An 18,752-nucleotide genomic window follows, 5' to 3' on the forward strand; every position below is an offset into this window, starting at 1 on the left:
TGTTCGGCTGGGAGGCGGCCTGGCTCGCGATCACCTGCACGGTGCCGCCGTTCAGCGTCGCCGCGCCGGTCGCCGCGCTACGGTTGCGACGGCAGCGCCGCGGCCGTGCGCGCGCGGTGCGCGTCGTCGAGCGCGCGGCCGATCGTGTGCTGCACGGCCGCCGCCTGGTCGAACAGGTAGAAGTGGCCGCCGTCGAAATCATGGAAGGTGACCGGGTGTTGCGAGCCGCGGGTCCAGTCGTGCAGGCCCGCCGCGCTCACCACCGGGTCGTGGCGGCCCGAGAACACCGCGACCGGGAACGGCTGCGGCGTCGCCGACGGCAGCGGGAAGCCCGCCTCCACGATGCGGAAATCGGCTTTCGCGAGCGTCAGCAGCATCTCCTTCAGCTCCCGGTGCTCGGCCAGTTCGCGCGGCGTGCCGCCGAGCGTGACCAGGTAATCGATGATCTCCGGATCGCTGCGCAGGTGGACCGGCGCATTCGCGCGGCGGCGGCCGCGTTCCGGGTAGAACGGCGCGTCCGCGCCGGAGGCGCCGAGCCACAGCGGCGGCCGGCCGAGCTGCGTCATGTCGTGTGCGAAGCAGTACGCGACGAGCGCGCCCATGCTGTGACCGAACACGGCATAGTCGCGCGGCAGGAACGGCGCCAGCGAACGCAGGTGGGCGATCATGGCCGGCACCGTGTCGACGGGCCGCTGGCGCATGGTCTTGCCGCGGCCGGGCAGGTCGATGAGCCAGACTTCGGTATCGGCGGGGAAACCCATCGCCCAGCGATGGTAGTTGGTCGCCGCGCCGCAGGCGTGATGAAACACCAGCAGCCGGTGGCGGGCCGCGTCGCGGCGGGAGGGAATCGTGATCGTGTCGGGTAGCGAGGCCATGCGCGGCGGCTCCGGGTCAGCGGAGGCAGGTCAGTGTGTTGTCATGTGTTCAAATGGCGGGCCGCGCTGCGCGCGAAGGTCCCGCCAGATGCGCCGAGGTGCTTTCTGGAATGCGCAGCAGATTATGCGGCACGCGCGCGCGGAATTCACGCATCGCTTTGTTCGGTCCGCCACACCGAGCGGAATCGGACCGTAAAAAAACGGAGACCCGCCGACATGACGCTTCACGTACGCGGCGCAACCGCCGCCGATTTGCCTGCCTTGCGCGACCTGTTCCTGCGTTCGCGCCGCGCCGCATTCTCCTGGGAACCGCCCGAGATCTTCGCGCTCGCGGACTTCGAGGCGCAGACGCGCGGCGAGGCGCAGTGGGTGGCGGTCGGCGCGAGCGGCCAACTGGTCGGTTTCGCGTCGGTGTGGATGCCCGAGCATTTCCTGCACCACCTCTATGTCGATCCGGCGCGCCTGCGCGACGGCGTCGGCCGCGCGCTGCTGCAGGCGCTGCCGGGCTGGCCGGCGACGCGCTATCGCCTCAAGTGCCTGACCCGCAATCTGCGTGCGCTGGCGTTCTATCGCGCATGCGGCTTCGTGGAGGTCGGCGCGGGCACGGCCGATGACGGCGACTACCTGTTGCTGGCGTCTCCCGACGGCGGCGGCTGAACCGATCCTTGCATCCTGGACGTTCCGGTTCTATCATGACATCGATCAATGTAACTGTTTATGATGACTTAATTGCCCGGGTGACCGTTCCCCATTTTCGCGCCGCCGTGACGCAGTCCGGCGCGCCGTGGGCGGCACCCCGGGACGACCGGGAGACATCCAATGACTTCGATCGTACGCCGTGACGTCCGTTTTGCCCTGCCGCCGGATCGCGCCTGCGACTGGCATGGGGAGGGCGTCGCCACCACGCATCTGTACAACGCGCTGTCGCTGCTGTTCCCGGCGGGCGAGCGCTTCTTCATGGATTCGGTGCGCAATTACCGCGACCGGATCGACGATCCGGAACTGAAGCAGGAAATCGTCGGCTTCATCGGCCAGGAGGCGATGCATACCCGCGAGCACGTCGAGTACAACGACCTGCTGCAGGCGGCGGGCCTGCCCGCGCACAAGATCGACGCGCGGCTGTGGGCGGTGCTCGGCTGGATGAAGAAGGTGTTGCCGCACTCGATGCAACTCGCGATCACGATCGCGCTCGAGCACTACACGGCGATGTTCGCGGACCTGCTGCTCGCGAAGCGGGTGACGCTCGCCGAGGGCTCGGTCGACGGCTACGTGCAGATGTGGCAATGGCACGCGCTCGAGGAAACCGAGCACAAGTCCGTCGCGTACGACGTGTGGCTCGCCGTGATGAAGCCGGGGCTCAAGCGCTACCTGATCCGCACCGGCGCGATGTTGTTCACGAGCGTGCTGTTCTGGGGCACGGTGTTCGAGTTCCACCTGCATCTGTTGAGCGCGCATCGCCGGCGGATCGGCAAGGTCACCGGCTTCGGCCGGCTGGTCGGCTATCTGTTCGGGCCGCGCAAGGGCGTGTTCGCGCTGATCGGGCGTGAATGGCTCAGCTACTTCCGGCCGGGCTTCCATCCGTGGGACCACGACAACCGCGCGCATCTGGCGCGTCTCGACGGCTTGCTGGCCGCGATCGACGCGACCAACCGGCGCTATGCGTCCGAGGCCGCGCCGCGCCGCGTGCCGCTCCATCCGATGCCGCAAGCAGGCGCCTGAGCGCCGCATCCGCCGTCACGGGGCCTGCCGCGCCCTCGTCCCGAGGTCGATTCCGGGCCCGCCGATGTCAGGCGGGCCCGGGCGCTTTTCGGGGGCCGGCACCGGCCGTCGGCACGATACGCCCACTATGCACGGATGATTGTATAATCGACCGACCGGCGGTCAATGCAGCGGCGCCCCGTCGGACGAATCGGGTAGAATCCGCGCTGCGCAAAAAAATGCAATCGGCGCGGCCGCCCGTACCATTTCCGGCTGACGTGCCGCCATCCATTCCGGGGACACATCGAATCCCGGAGCGACCCGAAGCGATGCATTCATGCGTCGCCCGCTCCTTGCACGCCAGTTATGCCAGCACACCCGAATTCCGACAGTCCTACTTCATCCTCGACTCAACCCAAGCTCCACCGCAGTCTGAAAGCCCGTCACCTGACGATGATCGCGATCGGCGGCTCGATTGGCACCGGCCTGTTCGTCGCGTCCGGCGCGTCGATCTCGCAGGCCGGCCCGGGCGGGGCGATGCTCGCCTACCTGCTGATCGGGCTGATGGTTTATTGCCTGATGATGAGCCTTGGCGAGATGGCCGCGCTGATGCCCGTGTCCGGCTCGTTCTCGACCTACGGCGCGAAATACGTCGAAGAGGGCTTCGGTTTCGCGCTCGGCTGGAACTATTGGTACAACTGGGCCGTGACGATCGCGGTCGAGCTGGTGGCCGCGCAGCTCGTGATGCACTACTGGTTTCCCGATGTGCCGGGGGTGTGGTGGAGCGCGCTGTTCCTCGCCGTGATGTTCCTGCTCAACGTGCTGACGGTGCGCGGTTTCGGCGAGGCCGAGTACTGGTTCGCGCTGATCAAGGTCGTCACGGTGGTCGCGTTCATCGGCATCGGCTTGCTGATGATCGTCGGCATCCTGAAGGGCGGGGCCAACACGGGCTGGCATAACTTCACGATCGGCGACGCGCCGTTCGCGGGCGGCCTGCCCGCGATGATGGGCGTTGCGATGATCGCGGGCTTTTCGTTCCAGGGCACCGAGCTGATCGGGGTCGCGGCGGGCGAATCGGAGAATCCGCGCACGACGATTCCGCGCGCGGTGCGCCAGGTGTTCTGGCGGATCCTGCTGTTCTACGTGCTGGCGATCTTCGTGATCGGCATGCTGATTCCCTATACCGATCCCAATCTGCTCAAGAGCGACGTGACCGATATCGGCGTGAGCCCGTTCACGCTGGTGTTCCGTCACGCGGGCCTCGCGTTCGCGGCGGGCGTGATGAATGCGGTGATCCTGACCGCCGTGCTGTCGGCCGGCAACTCGGGCATGTATGCGTCGACGCGGATGCTGTACAACCTCGCGACCGAGGGCCGCGCGCCGAAGCTGTTCGCGAAGCTGTCGCCGGGCGGCGTGCCGCGCAATGCGCTGTATGCGACCACCGCGGTCGGGGCGCTGTGCTTCCTGTCGTCGCTGTATGGCGACAAGACCGTTTATCTGTGGCTGCTCAATACCTCGGGCATGACCGGCTTCATCGCGTGGCTCGGCATCGCGGTCAGCCATTATCGGTTCCGCAAGGGCTTCATCCGGCAGGGGTACTCGGTCGATCAGCTGCCGTACCAGTCGAAGCTGTTCCCGTATGGGCCGATCTTCGCGTTCGTGCTGTGCATCGTGATCGCGTTCGGCCAGGACTATCAGGCGTTCCTGTCGAACAAGATCGACTGGATCGGCGTGACGGCGACTTATATCGGCATCCCGCTGTTCCTGGTCGTGTGGCTCGGTTATCGGCTCGTCAACAAGAGCCGCTTCGTGAAGTACGAGGACATGGAGATCGCGCCGTGGCTCGAAGGCAACGGCGTGGACGGCGTGCGGCGCACGCGCGTGCCGGCGAATACCGAGACCGTGGCGTAACGCGGGCGGGTGAAGCGGATGACGGGGAGCCGGGAGGCTCCCCGTTTTTTTTGTTTCGTGGATTTCCGGCGGATGTCGCCGGTCGATCTCATCCCGGCGATCTCGTCGCGCGGATGCGGCGTCGTGATGATCGTCTGGAGAATCGGTATCGCACGAGGTCGAGCGCCGATCGTCGGCACTCGCCTCTATCGAATTTATACGCAGACAAAATCGGTCTTTCGATGATGCAGCTGTGCGTGGATAGCGAAGCGCGGTCGCATCGCTCGGGTTGTATGACGTAATGATCTTGCATAAGCCCGACCTGATCTGTCGACCTGCGCGCTCCGCAATGACCTTGACTTTCCGCAACCGGCAGCGAAAAGATTAAGAGTCCTTGCAGTCGCGCCATGCAGCGTCAAGTTGGTGGTGTTCGCCTGCCTTCAATGGAGGTTCGTATGAGTTATCACCTGGAAGGTCGTCTCCTCGAAGTTTGCAACTGCAATGTGCTTTGCCCCTGCTGGATCGGCGAGGACCCCGACAACGGCACCTGCGACACCATCGTCGCGTGGCATATCGACAAGGGCACGGTCGACGGCGTCGATGTGGCCGGCAATACCATCGCGGCCGTCGCCCATGTGCCCGGCAACATCCTGCAAGGCAACTGGACGGCCGCGATCTATGTCGACGATCGGGCTTCGAAGGCGCAGGAAGAAGCGCTGCTGAAGGTCTACACCGGCCAGGCCGGCGGGCCGGTCGCCGATCTCGCCAAGCTCATCGGCCAGGTCGTGTCCGTGGAGCGCGCGCCGATTCGTTTCACCGTGGTTGCGGGCAAGGGCGAACTCGAGATCGGTGCGAACTACTACGCCGAACTCGAACCCTATCTCGGCGCAACCGGTGGCCAGACCACGCTGTCCGACACCGTGTTCTCGACCGTGCCCGGCGCGCCCGTGTTTGTCGGCAAGGCCCCGACCTATCGATCGAAGAACCCGGCGTTAGGCATCGACCTCGATCTCAAGAATCACAACGCCCTGCAGAGCACCTTCGTCTTCGACGCATGAACCCGATGGCCGGCCCGCCGCCGGCCCGCGCCTCGCGCCATACTCATGTGTTCCTGCCGGTCTTGACGGCGTTGATCGCGCTCGCGTGGGTGGTGTTGTGGGCATGGGCGCGCAGTCCATACGGGCGCTACATCGAACACGGCGACTGGACAGCGTCCGGACCGGCGGCGTTTCTGTGCCGTGTCATTCCCGCGGGTGACGTGGTCGTGCCCGTGGTGCTCTACGCTGTCGCGTGGATTCTCATGACGGTAGCCATGATGCTGCCGACCACGTTGCCGTTGTTCAATGCATTCGACCGGCTGACGGCGGGGCGCCCTGATCATGGTGGGCTGCTCGTGTTGCTCGGTTCGGGCTATGTGGCGGTGTGGGGAATCTTCGGACTTTTGGCGCATGCGCTTCACAGTGCGGTGCTGTTCATGGTCGGCAGCGTCCCCGCTCTTGTCTGGCATGGGTGGCTGATCGGCGTCGCGGTCATTGCGTTGGCCGGCGCATTTCAGTTCAGCCGGCTCAAGTATCGATGCCTTGAAAAGTGTCGCACGCCCTTGAGCTTCGTCATCGAGCACTGGCGCGGGCATGCGCAGGCGTGGAATGCATTCGCGCTGGGCGCGCGGCATGGTCTGTTCTGTGTCGGCTGTTGTTGGGCGTTGATGTTGCTGATGTTCGCGTTAGGCACCGGCAGTCTTGGCTGGATGCTCCTGCTTGCCGCCGTGACGGCGATCGAGAAGAACGTTTCCTGGGGCAAGCGTCTCAGCGCACCTCTCGGCGTGGCGCTTTTGTCGTGGTCATTCGTCATGGTCCTGACTCATGCATGAAGCGCGCGGGGGATTGTTGATCTTGCGGACGACCATCCTCACTGTGGCGGCGATGTTTGCCTTCGCGGCGAATTCGTTGCTGTGCCGGCTCGCGTTGCTGCGGGGGGAAATCGATCCGGCCAGCTTCGCCGGCATCAGACTGGTTTCGGGGGCGATCGTGCTTGCCGTCATCGTCCGGTTCAGGTCCGGGCCGTACGCGTCTGGTCGCGTTGATTGGCTCGCGGCTGTCATGCTGTTTGTTTATGTCGTGTTCTTCTCTTTCGCGTATTCAACGTTGTCCGCCGGCACGGGTGCGCTGGTTCTCTTCGGCGCGGTTCAATTGACGATGTTCAGCGTGGGTTTGCGCTGTGGGGAGAAGTTTGGATCGGTCGCGTGGGTCGGTCTCGCGCTGGCGGTCGCAGGGTTGATTTATCTGGTATCGCCGGGGATCGCGGCGCCTCCGCTCGTCGGCGCGGCGTTGATGGCGATCGCGGGGGGCGCTTGGGGGGTGTATTCGCTGCGCGGCCGCGGCGTGGCCGATCCGATCGCAGCGACGGCGGGTAATTTCGCGCGAGCGGCTCCGCTTGCTTTCTCGTTAAGCGTGTTTTTCATTATCAGCACCCGTGCTCATGCGAGTGGGGCGGGGGTTGGTCTGGCGATTGCGTCCGGCGCGCTCACGTCCGGCATCGGGTATTGCATCTGGTATGCGGCGCTGGGCAGGCTTACGGCCTTGCGGGCAGCGACGGTGCAGTTGGCGGTGCCGTTGATCGCTGCGTTTGGCGGGGTGGTGTTCCTGTCGGAAGCGATTACGCCGCGTCTGGCTGTGGCTTCGGTTGCGATTCTTGGCGGCATCGCGATCGTGCTTGCGGGGAGGTCGCGTAGCTAGCGGTCATCGTATTCCGGATCGTAGATGGTCGAGCCTGCCGATAGACGGCACGCTATTCAGGGTGGTCGACAGACCGACTGTCTTGATCGATGCACGAAGGTCTGTTGCCGGCGTCCTTGCTGATGCGTGGATCAACACCCTTATGTAGCAGGTCTTGGCCTGAGGCGTGAGACCGTGATCGACCCGATTCGGCCAATGTACCTCGTACTGTATAAACGGCTGCATCCGAAGTTCAACGGACATCCGCGCTTGTTGCGTCGGCCAACCCCGCATTGCCACGGCGGCCGATCTCGCGTGCACTAGTCCGGCTTATACTTACAGTGCAACATAAGTCAACTGAAGTTCTGCCGATACATTCGGGGGAAAAATGGTGACAGGCATCGATCAGATGTTTCAGGACTTTATCACTTTAGAACCTGAGCTAACTGCAGCCCTTAATGAGGCTCCCAACGAGAGCGATACGCGGTTAAAAGCCCTTGATCGGATTCTGTTTGAAATTTTGGGATGGCGGCATGAATCAGTTTTCACCGAACAAGCAACTTCATCGGGTTATATCGATTATCTGCTAACAGTCGGAGAACGACGGGGTGCTATAGTAATTGAGGCCAAGCGGTCGGGTCTTCTCAAGGCAAGCACTACCACAAATAAGGCCACAGCTTTGTCTCTTAATGGTCCTGTCTTGCAACCGCTGAAGGAGGGTATTCGCCAAGCACTAGCGTATGCAACCGAGCAGGGTACGCCAGTGGCGGCGCTTACTGACGGTCGTTGTTGGTTGTTTTTCAAAGCATCAAGAACCGACGGCCTTCCTCCCTTGCAGGGAAAAGGAATCTTCTTCCCCACAATAGAATCCGTTAGGGATGATTTTTCTCGATTTTCAGAATTACTTGCACTTCCATACGTTCTTGAGCGACGCCATTTAGTGCACCTTAATTCAGCTGAGGGAGTGTCAATCGGCGAGGCGGAGGAACAGTATTTCGTTGCAAATCCGGCTGACGCACATATGAAGCCACGCGATGCTCTCGCAACCGACGCGTCTTTAATGTTCTCACAGTTTTTCTCTCGCCTATCAAATACCGAAGACAAAGAGATGGTGCGTGCGTGCTTTGTCGAAACACCGGAAAGTCGATGCGCCGATTTTGAGCTACAAAAAATCGTTCAAAACGTACTGAACGGTATAGCTTCGCTCGATACCGCCGAAAGCTCTGCCCTTCAGGCGGAAATCGAGAGAACATTAACATCTCAAAGGTCGGAAACGGTTCTCCTCGTTGGCAATAAAGGCTCTGGAAAATCAACCTTTATAGATCGATTTTTTGGAGAAATATTGCCGCTCAGTGTAAGACAGAAATGTTCAATTGCAAGAGTCAATTTAGATGAATATTCCGGCGATCCTTCTGGCATAGTCGAATGGGCAATTCGCCAACTTCGAGCGTTGTTGGAGGTTCAGATCTGCACGAATCAACCGCCCAGTTACGACGATCTCCAAGGTATTTTCTGGGGTGAATACGTTCGCTGGAAAGAAGGTCCCAAAAAACCACTGTACGAAACCAACAAAGACCAGTTCAAAATTGCTTTCGGCGACCATATGGAAGTTAGAAGAGAGAGCCAGTCGGAAGAATATGTTCGCCTCTTACTGAAAAGGTCTACCGTAGGGCTGAAGCGCTTGCCATGTATTGTCTTCGATAACACCGATCAATTTTCGCCTGATATCCAAGACAAAATCTATCAGCTTGCGCACTCGCTCGAGAGCGCGTCTGCGGTTTTCATCATGGTCCCAATAACGGATCGTACTGTTTGGAGGCTCAGCAAGGCTGGAGCACTTCAGAGCTATGCAGCCAAAAGCTTCTACCTTCCAGTTCCTGAAGCTAAGGAAATACTGTCGCGGCGAGTGCGGTTTGTGAAGGAAAAAATCAACCTAGAGAAAGAAAATAATTCTTCTTATTTTTCAAAAAAAGGATTTTCAGTAAGCATCGATGACCTATCGATGTTCGCAGACGCAGTCGAGCGAATATTTGTTGATAGCGACTATGTCTCTGGCCTCATCGGGCGACTTGCAAATTTCGACATTCGTCGCATGTTGCGGCTAGCCGAAAGAATTTTTATTTCTCCGGAAATTAAGATCGACGATATAGTCAAGTCTCACTATGGCGGGCCGTCAGTTTCGTCTGATAAGTATCGAACTCATCGGGCACTTATAAAAGGAGAATATGATCGCTTTTCCGAGATGGAAAACGAGTATGTTTGCAACCTATTTTATACAGACCCACGCAAGCCGACATCCCCTTTACTTGCTCTCTACGTGCTCTGGATATTACGCCAACGTTCCGCAAATGTTCGATTGGATCAAGTAGACGGGCGACATTGGCTGATATCGGAATTGTGTGATTTCTTTGAGGCCTGCGGGGTTTCCATTGAATCCGTTTTAACAATCGTGACTCGGCTCTTTGACCGAAGGCTATTGGAAACACTTGACCCAAATGTGGTAAAGCCAGCCCTTTCCGATCGAATTGCAATAAAAGAAAGTGGTATTGCGCACATCGAACTACTGGGCAATTCATCAGTTTACATGGAGCAAATGGCATTAACGACAGGAATTAATAGCCGTCTAGTGCGCGATGAGCTAAAACAAAAACCACATCACTCAAATAGCCAGAGCTTTGTAGAAATGCGCGATGTGTTTATCTCTTATTTGCTTAAAATCGACTCGAATCGCATTTCCATTCCACAAACAAACCAGTACAGGCAGTTGAACGAAGTGAGGGCATTTGTCAGGGACATCAAGGCGCTTGATAGACCGGGACCACGCCAACAAACCACTACCACTATTCAGAATCGGAGGGGTGGTGGCATACGTGCGAAGCAATTTGGTGTCACAAGCAAGAACTTTCGAGGTGGCAAATTACGCTAGGGAGAAGTCTGTTCGCTGACGTCAACGGCCATTCGACTGGCGCCGCCAGAGCGTTAGCGAACGCCAGTTCATGGCCGAGTCCAGACAGATCTTTCCCCGATATCCGTACCGCTGGCGGCGCAACTCGGGCGCTACGCATCGCGCGCCGCCGAAGCGGCCGACGTATTCCACAGACCGACCACCCGCCCAGCCAACGGCGCAACAACCAACATGCACGCGCAACCAATCAACCCACCCAACCAGACATCGACCACCCGTTCCACCGCGATCGCGGCCGACTGCTGCGCGATCCACACAGCGCACGCAATACACGCGCAGCGCGCGGCGAAGCCGCTCGCATAATGTCGAAACGAGACCAGCGTGAGGATCGATGCGAGCGCGGTGGCGGTATAGGCCAGCGGCGCGGCGGGCAGCAGATAACCGACGAGCAGTCCGAGCGGCGCGCCGACCAGCGCCCCGAGGCCGCGATCGCGCAGCTTCACGAGACTTTCGGCCACGCTGCCGGTGACGACGCTCGCCGCCGACCAGACTACCCATTGACCACCTTCAAGCTTCCGTGAAACGACCAGCGCCGCCGCCACGGCGACCGCGCAGGCGACAGCCAGCATCGCAGGCAACGCGACGTCGCGCGGCGCGCCGACCACCGGGCCGCGCGGTGCATGCCAGCGAACGAGTGCGCGCCAACGGTCCTGCAAGGCGGCGCGCCGCCACTGCGCGATACCTGCCGCGACGATCGGCGGCAACGCCCCCACCGCGAGATAAGGCAACAGACGTTTGACCGATCCATGCGCGATGGCGGTCTCATAGCTCAGATACAGCGCCGGAATAAAGATGTAGTTGCCGAGCGAGCGCAGCCGCGCACCGACGAGCGACAGCGCGACGCTCATCGCCGCGAGCGCTGCGCAGCCGGCGGTGAACGCAATAGGCACAGGCAACGCATACGACAGCACGCCGACCCCCGCGACGATCGCGAGCCCCTGTGCAACGAGCCCTACCGGCGCGAGGTCGACGCGCTCGTGCGCGACGAACAGTGCGATCGCGACGAGCGCCGCCTGCAGCCACCCGGCGTCGCGGCTCAGCGCATACAGCGCGACGAGCGGTGCGAGCACGGCCAGCGCGCGCAGGCCCGCGCCGGGGTCGAGGGCCTCGCGGACGGCGCGCATCGCGCGGGCCTCAGTGGGCGGCGAGTTCGTCGAGCGTGACGATCCGCGCGATGCCGCGCAGCATCTCGATCGAGCGCTGGTGTTCCTCGTCGGTCGCGGCGGCGCAGGCTTCTTCCAACACCAGGACTTCGTAGTCGCGATCGTGCGCGTCGCGGGCGGTTGCCTGCACGGCCCAGGTCGTGCTGACCCCGGCGACGACCACACGCTCGATCCGGTTCGCGCGCAGCGCGGGTTCGAGCGGGGTGCCGTGGAACGCGCTGACGCGCGGCTTGACGACGACGAGTTGCGCGGCGGCGGCGTCCAGGTCCGGATGGAACGCGGTGCCGGGGCCGGCGAGGTCGAGCGCGCCGAATTCGCGCGCGCGGCCGAACATCGGCGAGCGGCTCGGCAGGGCGGCGTAGCCGGGCTCGAAGCCGACCTTCACGAGGATCCGCAGCCATTCGCGCGAGCGGGCGAGCGCGAGGGCCTGGTTGAAGCGGCCGACCACGTCGCGCGCGGCCGCGTGGGCGGCGCTGCGGGCGATCTTGCCGGTGGGATGCATGATGTCGACGATGTAGTCGAGTCCGATCAGGGCGGTGGTCATCGAGGGCTCCGTTTGGTTGAGGGGCTGGGCGGGTCGTATTGGGCCAGACGTTCGAACAGCGGGCCGGCGGCTTCGAGCAGCGCGCGCTCCTCGGCGCTCAGGCACGCGCGCATCGCGGCCACGAGCCATTCCTCGCGCTTCGCGCGATTGCCGTAGAGCATGCGCCGGCCCGTCGCCGTCAGCGACAGGCGGATCTTGCGGCCGTCGTTCGGATCCGGGAGGCGGTCGATCAGCGCCTGCGCTTCCAGCTCGCGCAACAGCGCGGCGAGATTCGACGAGCGCAGCCGCTCGGTCGCGGCCAGCTCGGACGGCGTCACGCCGTCGCCGAGCCGGTCGATCGCGCCCAGCACGACGAGTTGCGCGAACTGAACGGGATCGGCCTGCGCTTCCTGGCGCAGGCGGCGGATCAGCGCGGTGACCTGGCTGCGCAGGTGGGCGGCGAACTGAAGGTCGGCATCGGGTTTCATGGTCGCTACTTTAATATAGTTATAAAAATATAGCAAAATGACAAAGATGAGCAGGCAAGGGATGGGGAGTAGGGGAATAGGTTCCCGAGTTCGCCGGTTTGCGTGGCAAGCGGGCGAGACGTGTGGGGCGGACAAGACAGGCGAGCCGGACGAAGCAGGACATTCGCGATCTGGTTTGGGGGAGAAACCACATGAGTACGCGGCCGGGAATAACGCCAGTACCGGCACGCCGCCGCCCCACTTAACAATCCGATCATTGACCGCTCGGCGTTCGGCCTGCAAGATGCCGGGTCGCGCCGTGCTGCGGCGTCATTGCCTACCTCCGTCATCGACCGTGAATCACATCATCCTGCCGCGCCTCATATCCGTCGTCGTCCTCATGACTGCTTTGCCCGCGCAAGCGGCCTACACGGAAGAATGGCTGGGCGCCCGGCCCACCCGCCAGGCCGCCGAGGCGTCCACGCATCCGGCCGCTTCGCACAAGCCGGCGAAGCCGGTGGCGCACAAGGCCGCGCCGTCTGCCGAGGCGGCCGATCCGATTGCCGATCTCATCACGCGCCGGACGCATCCGGCCAAGCGCCCGGCGTCCGCGAAGCCGGCGGCGAGCGGGCGCGGCTGACGCAAAGGCCGCCCGCTGCGCATCGTCGGCATGCCGCGCCGGCAGGTCCGGCAGCGATGCCCGTCGTGCCTCGATACAAGCGTGGTGCGGCCTGAACACGTGCCTTGCGCACGTGTTCACGAATCCCGCACTTCCCCGCGAGACGGCGCATGCCAGCGGCGCGCGAGCGCCAGGCACGCCGGCAGCAGGAACGCCCAGCCGAGGCCGATCGCGAGCAGCGCCTCGCCGACGTCGGCCATCTTCACGGCGCCCAGCGCCGCGCCGGCGCGAAACGACAGCGGCGCGACCAGCGCGCCGAGGCCGGCGGCCAGCCACGGGCGGCCCTGCAACCAGCGAAACGGCCCGTCCAGCTGGATCGCGAACAAGGCCCAGAGCGCCGCCATCCAGACCGGTGCGGCAACGACGGGCAGCGCACTGTCCACGTAGACGAGCAGGCCGGTGCGGGCGAGCAGGCTGTCCCACAACCAGCCGATGGCCATGACGCTGACGACGAGCCCGGCCGCGCGCGCCGGCTGCGCATGCGACACGAGATGCCCAGCCGCCATGCCCGCTGCGAAGCCGATGCCGAGCAGCGCGGCATGACGCGCCGCACCCGCCACGCACAGGAACCAGCCGGCCTGGCAGAGCACGAACATCGCGCCCGCTCGCATCGCAGGCGATTCGTCCCGTACAGGGACGTCAGGCGCCGAGCGCGTCCCGGGGTTGTCCGGCAGCCGCTCGACGGACCGCACGCTCTCCCGCGCGTTCGACGCGGGACGCCGGATCGCGCGTCGGCAGGTCATGGCCCGCCCCATTCGTCTTGCGCCCCGCCGAGCAGATGCGTGCGCAGCGTCCGTGCGCGCGTGCGCGGATCGAGCCAGATGCCGAAGAACGCGCGCGCGAAGGCGGGATCGTCGATTTCAGCGGTCAGCCGATCGTTGGCGTAAAAACGCGCGCCCTTGCCCGGCAGGTAAACCCCGCACAGCGTGTCGCCCGCCGCGACGTCGCCGAACGCGCGCGCCATGTCGTCGCGCCATGCGGCGCGCGTGGCGGCAGGCAGTGGCGCGGCGGCGAGCCGTTCGATCTCGTGGAGACCGACGGCGACGAGCCGTTCGCGACGGATTGCGCGCCGGTAGGTGAGGCGCAATGCGAACGGCGCGTCGAATCCGGAATCGGCCCGCGCGGCCCACAGCTCGGCGTCGTACAGGCAGAAGCCGAGTACGCAGAATTCGCCCGCGCCGATCCGCTGCGCCGGCGCGACGTCGTCGCGCCAGCCGCCGTGCGCGAGCGGCGCGCCGAGCAGCAGCGCGGACGCCAGCGCGAGCAGCAGGCGTCGACGCGCATCAAGGCGCGCGCGAGACGACGAAGTGCCGGACATCGGTGCATCCCTCGATGAAACCTGCCTCGCAATACGCGAGATACATCCGCCACGTGCGCGCGAAGGGTTCGTCGAAGCCGAGCGCGCGCACGTCGTCGAGACGGCTTTCGAACGCGTCGCGCCAGCAGCGCAGCGTGCGGGCGTAGTCGGGGCCGAAGCTGAGCGTCGAGACGGCATGCAGGCCCGCATCGGCGGCCGAGCGGATGAAGCGCGCGGGGCTGGGCAGCATCCCGCCCGGAAAGATCGTTTCGCGGATGAAGTCGCTCGACGCGCGATACGCGGCGAAACGCGCATCGGCGATCGTGATCGACTGCACCAGCGCACGCGCGCCCGGCGCGAGCCGCTGTTTCAGTACCTCGAAATAAGTGGGCCAGTACGCCTCCCCGACCGCTTCGAACATCTCGATCGACACGATGGCGTCGTATTGGCCGTCGAGGTCGCGGTAGTCGCGCAGCTCGACGCTCGCGGGCGTCGCGATATCCGCCGCACGCAATCGCGCGGCGGCGATCTCGTGCTGGCGCGGCGAGAGCGTCACGCCGCGCACCTCGATGCCGAGGCGCGCCGCGTGGAGCACGAAGCCGCCCCAGCCGCAGCCGATTTCGAGCACGCGCATGCCGGCGCGCAGGCCGAGCGTATCGATGATGCGCTGGTATTTCGCCGCCTGCGCCACTTCGAGCGATGGCCCGGTCGGACCGTCGAACAGCGCACTTGAATACGTCCAGCCAGGATCGAGCCAGAGCGCGTAGAAGTCGTTGCCGAGGTCGTAATGCGCGTGGATGTTGCGCCGGCTGCCCGCGTGCGTGTTGAGGCGCAGCCGATGGCGCAGCGCGTACCACAGGCGCGCCGCGGGTCCGCCCCACACCGTGCGCGACAGCGCCGCCTCGTTGCGGATCGCGAGCCGCAGCAGCGCGATGGGGTCGGGCGTGTCGAGCCATGCGTCGCGATAGGCCTGCGCGAAGCCGATGTCGCCCGCGCGCAGGATCGCGCGGCAGGCTCGCCAATCGTTCAGGCGCAGCGTCGCGGACGGCTGCGCATGAGGATCGCCGTAGAGGCGCTGCGCGCCGTCGGGCGTGACGAGCACCAGATGACCGTGGCGGATGCGGCGCAGCAGCGCGAGGAACAGCCGCGCCGACGGCGGCGGCGCGGCGGGCAGCGAGGACAGCCGGAGCAGCGTCATGAGCGCATCTCCTGATCGGGCAGCGCGGTCGCCGAGGGCGGCGTGCGACCGTGGAACGGCACGCGTTTCATCGCGAGACGCAACGCTTGCCAGTGGATGCGCGCGAGGACGCCGACGATCGAGAACGGCTGCGCGAGCAGCGCGCGCGCCGCGCGCCGGCCGGTCAGCGGCCCGGCGCGCATCGCGAGCGCGGTGCGCAGCAGCACGCCGTCCCGGTCGCGGTAGTCGATCGCGATGCGGGTCCGCGCGGCTTGCTCGCGGACCCGGAACAGGTATTCCCCGGCGACGTCGCAGAACGGCGAGACGTGGAAGTGCTTGCGGCAGACGAGCACGGTGTCCGGGCCGATCGGCGCATGGTTCGCGGCGCTCAGCAGGTAGCCGTGATGGCCGCCGAATGTGTTGCGCACGTCCGCATACAGCGCGCGCAGGCGTCCGTCGCGATCGTGGCAGAACCAGAAGCTCACGGGGTTGAACGCATGGCCGAACAGGCGCGGGATCGTTTGCAGCCAGATCGCGCCGTCTGCCGGGAGCGCGGCGGCGGCGAGCTGGTCGCGCATCCACGCGTCGAGCGGGCGGCCGTCGCGCGGCCCGTGGTCGAAGCGCGACAGTCCGAGCGGCGCCCAGCGATCGATGCCGAACCACCAGCGGTCCAGTTCCGCGAGCCGCGCCACGTCGCAGCGCACGCACAGCAACGGGTACGCGAAGCGATGCCGCACCGGCCGTTCCCGGACATGCAGCACCCGCCCGAGCAGCAACAGGCCGGCGGCGGGGGAGGCGGGCCGGTTCATGCGCGCGTCCAGGCTGGCCGGACGCCGAAATCGACGGACACGGCGAGCGCCGACTTGAGCCCGTCCTCGTGGAAGCCGTAGCCGGTCCAGGCGCCGGCGAACCAGGTGCGGCGGCGTCCCTGCAAGGACGGCAGATGCCGTTGCGCGTCGAGCGCGGCGAGATCGAGGAGCGGATGCTCGTACTGGTAGCGTCCCAGCGTGCGTTCGGGCGCGGGCTCGCTGACCGGATTCAGCGTGACGATCACCGGGGTGTCGAACGGCAGCGGCTGCAACTGGTTGATCAGATAGCTGACGCACACCGGCCGGGTCGCGTCGCGCGCGCCGAGGTAATTCCAGGCGGACCACACGCGACGACGCCTCGGCAGCAGTGCGGCGTCGGTGTGCAGCAGCGCGAGGTTGCGCTGATAGCGGATTGCGCCGAGCACGCGGCGTTCGTCCGGCTCCGCGTCGGCGAGCAGGGCGAGGCTCGTCGGTGCGTGGCTCGCGAGCACCACCGCGTCGAAGCGGGCCGGACCGGCGTCGGTGAACACGGTCGCGCCGTGCGCATCGCGTCGCACGGCGCGCACCGGCGTGCCGGTGCGCACGTCGTCGAGCGTGGCCGCGATCCGCTCGACGTAGGCGCGGCCGCCGCCGGCGACGGTCTGCCAGCTGGGGCGGCGCGCCACCTGGAGCAGCGCGTGGTTCAGGCAGAAGCGCAGGAAGGTCGCGGCCGGAAAGCGCAGGATCTCGTGCGCCGTGCTCGACCAGATCGCGGCCGCCATCGGCAGCAGATAGTGATGCTGGAACGGCGCGCCGTAGCCGCCGTCCGTCAGCAGGTCGCCGACCGAGCAGCGGGTCCGGCTCGCGGCCTCCAGATGTCGCTCGGCGTGCGCGTTGAAGCGCAGGATGTCGCGCAGCATGCCGATGAAGCTCGGCGAGAACAGGTTCGCGCGCTGCGCGAACACCGTGTTGAGGCTGGTGCCGGCCCATTCGAAGCGGCCGTCGTCGAGCGACACCGAGAACGACATCTCGCTGCGATGGGCGGTGACGCCGAGTTCGGCGAACAGCGCGACGAGGTTCGGGTAAGTCCGCTCGTTGAAGACCAGGAAGCCGGTGTCGACCGGATGGCGCCGGCCGTCCAGCTCGACGTCGACGGTATGCGCATGGCCGCCCAGCGTGGGCTCCGCCTCGAACAGCGTGACGCGGTGGCGGCGCGCCAGCAGGTACGCGCAGGCGAGCCCGGCGATGCCCGCGCCGATCACGGCGACGCTGCGGCCCGGTTGCAGGAACGCGTAATGATGATCCATCGCGTTGAGTCTCCCTGGTGGCGCGGCAACGTGCGGAACGGCCGCTAGCCCTGAATACGGACGGCGCGCGCGTGCGGATGCACGGCGTCGCGCCGCGCTGTGGTCAGCGGCGACGTTTGTCGAGCAGGTAGTGGGCGACGCCCCATTCGCTGCCGCGCGCGTAGCCGAACAGCTCGGCCACGGCCATGTAGAACATGCGCCAGCGCTGGAACGCGCGCGCGGCCTGCCGGCCATGACAGTCGGCCAGGATCGGCAGCGCCCGGTCGCGCGCGGCATCGAGCGACGCGAGCCACTGGTTCGCGGTGCGCGCGTAGTGGGTGCCGTTCAGCCACCACTGGCGGCGCACCCGCAAGTCGTCCTGGAAGCGCAGCAACAGCGCGGCGGACGGCATCGTGCCGCCCGTGAAGAAGTGGCGCGACATCCAGTCGTTGCCGTCGCGCGCCGCGAAGTGATAGGCGAGCGTGCGATGCGCGAACAGGTGCACGAACAGCAGGCCGTCGTCGCGCATCCAGCGCGCGATCTTGCGCAGCAGCAGCCCGTAGTTCTTCATGTGCTCGAACATCTCGATCGACAGCACGCGATCGAAGCCGGCCTGATCCGGGTCGAAGTCGAAATCGACGATGTCGCCGGTGATCACGCGCAGGTTCGTGAGGCCGCGCGCATGCGCGGCCGCCTCGATGAAGGCGCGTTGGCCGTGCGAATTCGACAGCGCGACGATCTGTGCGCGCGGATAACGTTGCGCGAGCCATAGCGACAGCGCGCCCCAGCCGCATCCCAGGTCGAGGATGCGCTGCCCGTCCTCGAGGCCGGCGCGCGTCGCGTACAGCGCGAGCATCGCTTCCTCGGCTTCGGCGAGCGTTTCGCGGCCGTTCGGGTAATAGCCGCACGAATATTTGAGTTGCGGGCCCAGATGCGCGGCGAAGAACGCGTGCGGCAATTCGTAATGTTGTGAATTCGCGGCCGGGGTGTCGATGGCGATCGGGCTCGCGCGCAGTTCGCACAGCAACTGCTCGAAGGCGCGGGCGCATGCTTCGCCGTCGCCCGCCTGTTCGTCGCGCAGGCGCTGGCGCAGCAGTGCGCGCATGCCGGCCCGGACCAGCGCGTCGGGCAGCCAGCCCTGTTCGCAGGCGCGGATGGGCCAGCTGTCGTGGGCGGCGGGCGTCGGGCGGCCGGCGCGAGGGGTCGTGGTGTCGCTCATCGTGGCTCCTG

General features: G+C 65.1%; 19 protein-coding genes. 9 read left to right on the plus strand and 10 right to left on the minus strand.

Going from position 1 to position 18,752, the window contains the following annotated elements:
* Positions 1 to 77: 77 nt before the first annotated feature.
* On the minus strand, positions 78 to 875 hold the full coding sequence (locus tag AC1RQF_RS15400; RefSeq protein WP_273996817.1) for a thioesterase II family protein: 798 nt from the start codon (positions 873 to 875) through the stop codon (positions 78 to 80).
* Positions 876 to 1,091: 216 nt separating this feature from the next.
* On the opposite strand from AC1RQF_RS15400, the gene AC1RQF_RS15405 reads away from it, so the two are divergent.
* The 8 genes from AC1RQF_RS15405 to AC1RQF_RS15440 all read left to right on the plus strand — a co-directional run bounded on the left by AC1RQF_RS15405 (position 1,092) and on the right by AC1RQF_RS15440 (position 10,103).
* The gene (locus tag AC1RQF_RS15405; RefSeq protein ID WP_273996816.1) at positions 1,092 to 1,532 is read left to right on the plus strand and encodes a GNAT family N-acetyltransferase; all 441 of its coding nucleotides are present in this window, start codon (positions 1,092 to 1,094) and stop codon (positions 1,530 to 1,532) included.
* 35 nt (positions 1,533 to 1,567) lie between these two features.
* The gene (locus AC1RQF_RS15410; RefSeq protein ID WP_273996815.1) at positions 1,568 to 1,717 is read left to right on the plus strand and encodes a hypothetical protein; all 150 of its coding nucleotides are present in this window, start codon (positions 1,568 to 1,570) and stop codon (positions 1,715 to 1,717) included.
* Positions 1,695 to 2,594 (plus strand): metal-dependent hydrolase, encoded by a 900-nt coding sequence (locus AC1RQF_RS15415; RefSeq protein ID WP_273996814.1) that lies wholly within the window; start codon positions 1,695 to 1,697, stop codon positions 2,592 to 2,594. Before AC1RQF_RS15410 ends, AC1RQF_RS15415 begins: the two co-directional genes overlap by 23 nt.
* Before the next feature lie 345 nt (positions 2,595 to 2,939).
* Entirely contained in the window at positions 2,940 to 4,484 is a 1,545-nt protein-coding gene (locus tag AC1RQF_RS15420; protein WP_273996813.1) for an amino acid permease, read from the plus strand.
* 434 nt (positions 4,485 to 4,918) lie between these two features.
* Positions 4,919 to 5,521, plus strand: a complete 603-nt coding sequence (locus AC1RQF_RS15425; RefSeq protein WP_273998416.1) for a DUF1326 domain-containing protein — start codon at positions 4,919 to 4,921, stop codon at positions 5,519 to 5,521.
* Positions 5,518 to 6,333, plus strand: coding sequence for a DUF2182 domain-containing protein (locus tag AC1RQF_RS15430; protein WP_492872401.1), 816 nt, complete (start codon positions 5,518 to 5,520; stop codon positions 6,331 to 6,333). Before AC1RQF_RS15425 ends, AC1RQF_RS15430 begins: the two co-directional genes overlap by 4 nt.
* A complete protein-coding gene (locus AC1RQF_RS15435) occupies positions 6,326 to 7,198 on the plus strand; it encodes a DMT family transporter (RefSeq protein WP_492872402.1) in 873 nt (290 codons plus the stop codon). Before AC1RQF_RS15430 ends, AC1RQF_RS15435 begins: the two co-directional genes overlap by 8 nt.
* A gap of 367 nt (positions 7,199 to 7,565) precedes the next feature.
* The gene (locus tag AC1RQF_RS15440; protein WP_492872403.1) at positions 7,566 to 10,103 is read left to right on the plus strand and encodes an ATP-binding protein; all 2,538 of its coding nucleotides are present in this window, start codon (positions 7,566 to 7,568) and stop codon (positions 10,101 to 10,103) included.
* Positions 10,104 to 10,234: 131 nt separating this feature from the next.
* Here the strand turns inward: AC1RQF_RS15440 and AC1RQF_RS15445 are convergent, their stop codons facing one another.
* The 3 genes from AC1RQF_RS15445 to AC1RQF_RS15455 are packed head-to-tail and all read right to left on the minus strand — an operon-like array spanning position 10,235 to position 12,316.
* Positions 10,235 to 11,266 carry an FUSC family protein gene (locus tag AC1RQF_RS15445; protein ID WP_492872404.1) on the minus strand — a complete coding sequence of 344 codons (1,032 nt, stop codon included), beginning with the start codon at positions 11,264 to 11,266 and terminating at the stop codon, positions 10,235 to 10,237.
* A 10-nt stretch (positions 11,267 to 11,276) separates the two neighbouring features.
* Positions 11,277 to 11,849, minus strand: coding sequence for a cysteine hydrolase family protein (locus AC1RQF_RS15450; RefSeq protein ID WP_273996807.1), 573 nt, complete (start codon positions 11,847 to 11,849; stop codon positions 11,277 to 11,279).
* Entirely contained in the window at positions 11,846 to 12,316 is a 471-nt protein-coding gene (locus AC1RQF_RS15455; RefSeq protein ID WP_273996806.1) for a MarR family winged helix-turn-helix transcriptional regulator, read from the minus strand. The genes AC1RQF_RS15450 and AC1RQF_RS15455 overlap by 4 nt, the downstream gene beginning before the upstream one ends.
* 379 nt (positions 12,317 to 12,695) lie before the next feature.
* On the opposite strand from AC1RQF_RS15455, the gene AC1RQF_RS15460 reads away from it, so the two are divergent.
* Complete coding sequence (locus AC1RQF_RS15460; RefSeq protein WP_273996805.1) at positions 12,696 to 12,935, plus strand: hypothetical protein; 240 nt, start codon at positions 12,696 to 12,698, stop codon at positions 12,933 to 12,935.
* Between the two features lie 116 nt (positions 12,936 to 13,051).
* Here the strand turns inward: AC1RQF_RS15460 and AC1RQF_RS15465 are convergent, their stop codons facing one another.
* The 6 genes from AC1RQF_RS15465 to AC1RQF_RS15490 all read right to left on the minus strand — a co-directional run bounded on the left by AC1RQF_RS15465 (position 13,052) and on the right by AC1RQF_RS15490 (position 18,741).
* Entirely contained in the window at positions 13,052 to 13,570 is a 519-nt protein-coding gene (locus AC1RQF_RS15465) for a DUF2878 domain-containing protein (protein WP_492872405.1), read from the minus strand.
* 143 nt (positions 13,571 to 13,713) lie between these two features.
* Complete coding sequence (locus AC1RQF_RS15470; protein ID WP_492872406.1) at positions 13,714 to 14,292, minus strand: chalcone isomerase family protein; 579 nt, start codon at positions 14,290 to 14,292, stop codon at positions 13,714 to 13,716.
* Positions 14,258 to 15,469: an SAM-dependent methyltransferase gene (locus AC1RQF_RS15475; RefSeq protein ID WP_273996802.1), complete on the minus strand. Its 1,212-nt coding sequence runs from the start codon at positions 15,467 to 15,469 to the stop codon at positions 14,258 to 14,260. The genes AC1RQF_RS15470 and AC1RQF_RS15475 overlap by 35 nt, the downstream gene beginning before the upstream one ends.
* Entirely contained in the window at positions 15,466 to 16,257 is a 792-nt protein-coding gene (locus AC1RQF_RS15480; RefSeq protein WP_273996801.1) for a DUF1365 domain-containing protein, read from the minus strand. Before AC1RQF_RS15480 ends, AC1RQF_RS15475 begins: the two co-directional genes overlap by 4 nt.
* The gene (locus AC1RQF_RS15485; RefSeq protein WP_492872407.1) at positions 16,254 to 17,543 is read right to left on the minus strand and encodes an NAD(P)/FAD-dependent oxidoreductase; all 1,290 of its coding nucleotides are present in this window, start codon (positions 17,541 to 17,543) and stop codon (positions 16,254 to 16,256) included. Before AC1RQF_RS15485 ends, AC1RQF_RS15480 begins: the two co-directional genes overlap by 4 nt.
* Before the next feature lie 103 nt (positions 17,544 to 17,646).
* Positions 17,647 to 18,741: an SAM-dependent methyltransferase gene (locus tag AC1RQF_RS15490; RefSeq protein WP_273996799.1), complete on the minus strand. Its 1,095-nt coding sequence runs from the start codon at positions 18,739 to 18,741 to the stop codon at positions 17,647 to 17,649.
* Between the last annotated feature and the right edge of the window lie 11 nt (positions 18,742 to 18,752).

The sequence above is a fragment of the Burkholderia sp. GW821-FHT14F03 genome (assembly GCF_058803765.1).

What these genes read in the sequence shown, in the direction of transcription:
- AC1RQF_RS15425 (WP_273998416.1), top strand. Translation starts at nt 4,919, where the DNA reads ATGAGTTATCACCTGGAAGGTCGTCTCCTCGAAGTTTGCAACTGCAAT.
- AC1RQF_RS15455 (WP_273996806.1), bottom strand. Translation starts at nt 12,316, where the DNA reads ATGAAACCCGATGCCGACCTTCAGTTCGCCGCCCACCTGCGCAGCCAG.
- AC1RQF_RS15420 (WP_273996813.1), top strand. Translation starts at nt 2,940, where the DNA reads ATGCCAGCACACCCGAATTCCGACAGTCCTACTTCATCCTCGACTCAA.
- AC1RQF_RS15415 (WP_273996814.1), top strand. Translation starts at nt 1,695, where the DNA reads ATGACTTCGATCGTACGCCGTGACGTCCGTTTTGCCCTGCCGCCGGAT.
- AC1RQF_RS15470 (WP_492872406.1), bottom strand. Translation starts at nt 14,292, where the DNA reads ATGTCCGGCACTTCGTCGTCTCGCGCGCGCCTTGATGCGCGTCGACGC.
- AC1RQF_RS15475 (WP_273996802.1), bottom strand. Translation starts at nt 15,469, where the DNA reads ATGACGCTGCTCCGGCTGTCCTCGCTGCCCGCCGCGCCGCCGCCGTCG.
- AC1RQF_RS15435 (WP_492872402.1), top strand. Translation starts at nt 6,326, where the DNA reads ATGCATGAAGCGCGCGGGGGATTGTTGATCTTGCGGACGACCATCCTC.
- AC1RQF_RS15485 (WP_492872407.1), bottom strand. Translation starts at nt 17,543, where the DNA reads ATGGATCATCATTACGCGTTCCTGCAACCGGGCCGCAGCGTCGCCGTG.
- AC1RQF_RS15490 (WP_273996799.1), bottom strand. Translation starts at nt 18,741, where the DNA reads ATGAGCGACACCACGACCCCTCGCGCCGGCCGCCCGACGCCCGCCGCC.
- AC1RQF_RS15440 (WP_492872403.1), top strand. Translation starts at nt 7,566, where the DNA reads ATGGTGACAGGCATCGATCAGATGTTTCAGGACTTTATCACTTTAGAA.
- AC1RQF_RS15410 (WP_273996815.1), top strand. Translation starts at nt 1,568, where the DNA reads ATGACATCGATCAATGTAACTGTTTATGATGACTTAATTGCCCGGGTG.
- AC1RQF_RS15480 (WP_273996801.1), bottom strand. Translation starts at nt 16,257, where the DNA reads ATGAACCGGCCCGCCTCCCCCGCCGCCGGCCTGTTGCTGCTCGGGCGG.
- AC1RQF_RS15460 (WP_273996805.1), top strand. Translation starts at nt 12,696, where the DNA reads ATGACTGCTTTGCCCGCGCAAGCGGCCTACACGGAAGAATGGCTGGGC.
- AC1RQF_RS15430 (WP_492872401.1), top strand. Translation starts at nt 5,518, where the DNA reads ATGAACCCGATGGCCGGCCCGCCGCCGGCCCGCGCCTCGCGCCATACT.
- AC1RQF_RS15450 (WP_273996807.1), bottom strand. Translation starts at nt 11,849, where the DNA reads ATGACCACCGCCCTGATCGGACTCGACTACATCGTCGACATCATGCAT.
- AC1RQF_RS15405 (WP_273996816.1), top strand. Translation starts at nt 1,092, where the DNA reads ATGACGCTTCACGTACGCGGCGCAACCGCCGCCGATTTGCCTGCCTTG.
- AC1RQF_RS15400 (WP_273996817.1), bottom strand. Translation starts at nt 875, where the DNA reads ATGGCCTCGCTACCCGACACGATCACGATTCCCTCCCGCCGCGACGCG.
- AC1RQF_RS15465 (WP_492872405.1), bottom strand. Translation starts at nt 13,570, where the DNA reads ATGTTCGTGCTCTGCCAGGCCGGCTGGTTCCTGTGCGTGGCGGGTGCG.
- AC1RQF_RS15445 (WP_492872404.1), bottom strand. Translation starts at nt 11,266, where the DNA reads ATGCGCGCCGTCCGCGAGGCCCTCGACCCCGGCGCGGGCCTGCGCGCG.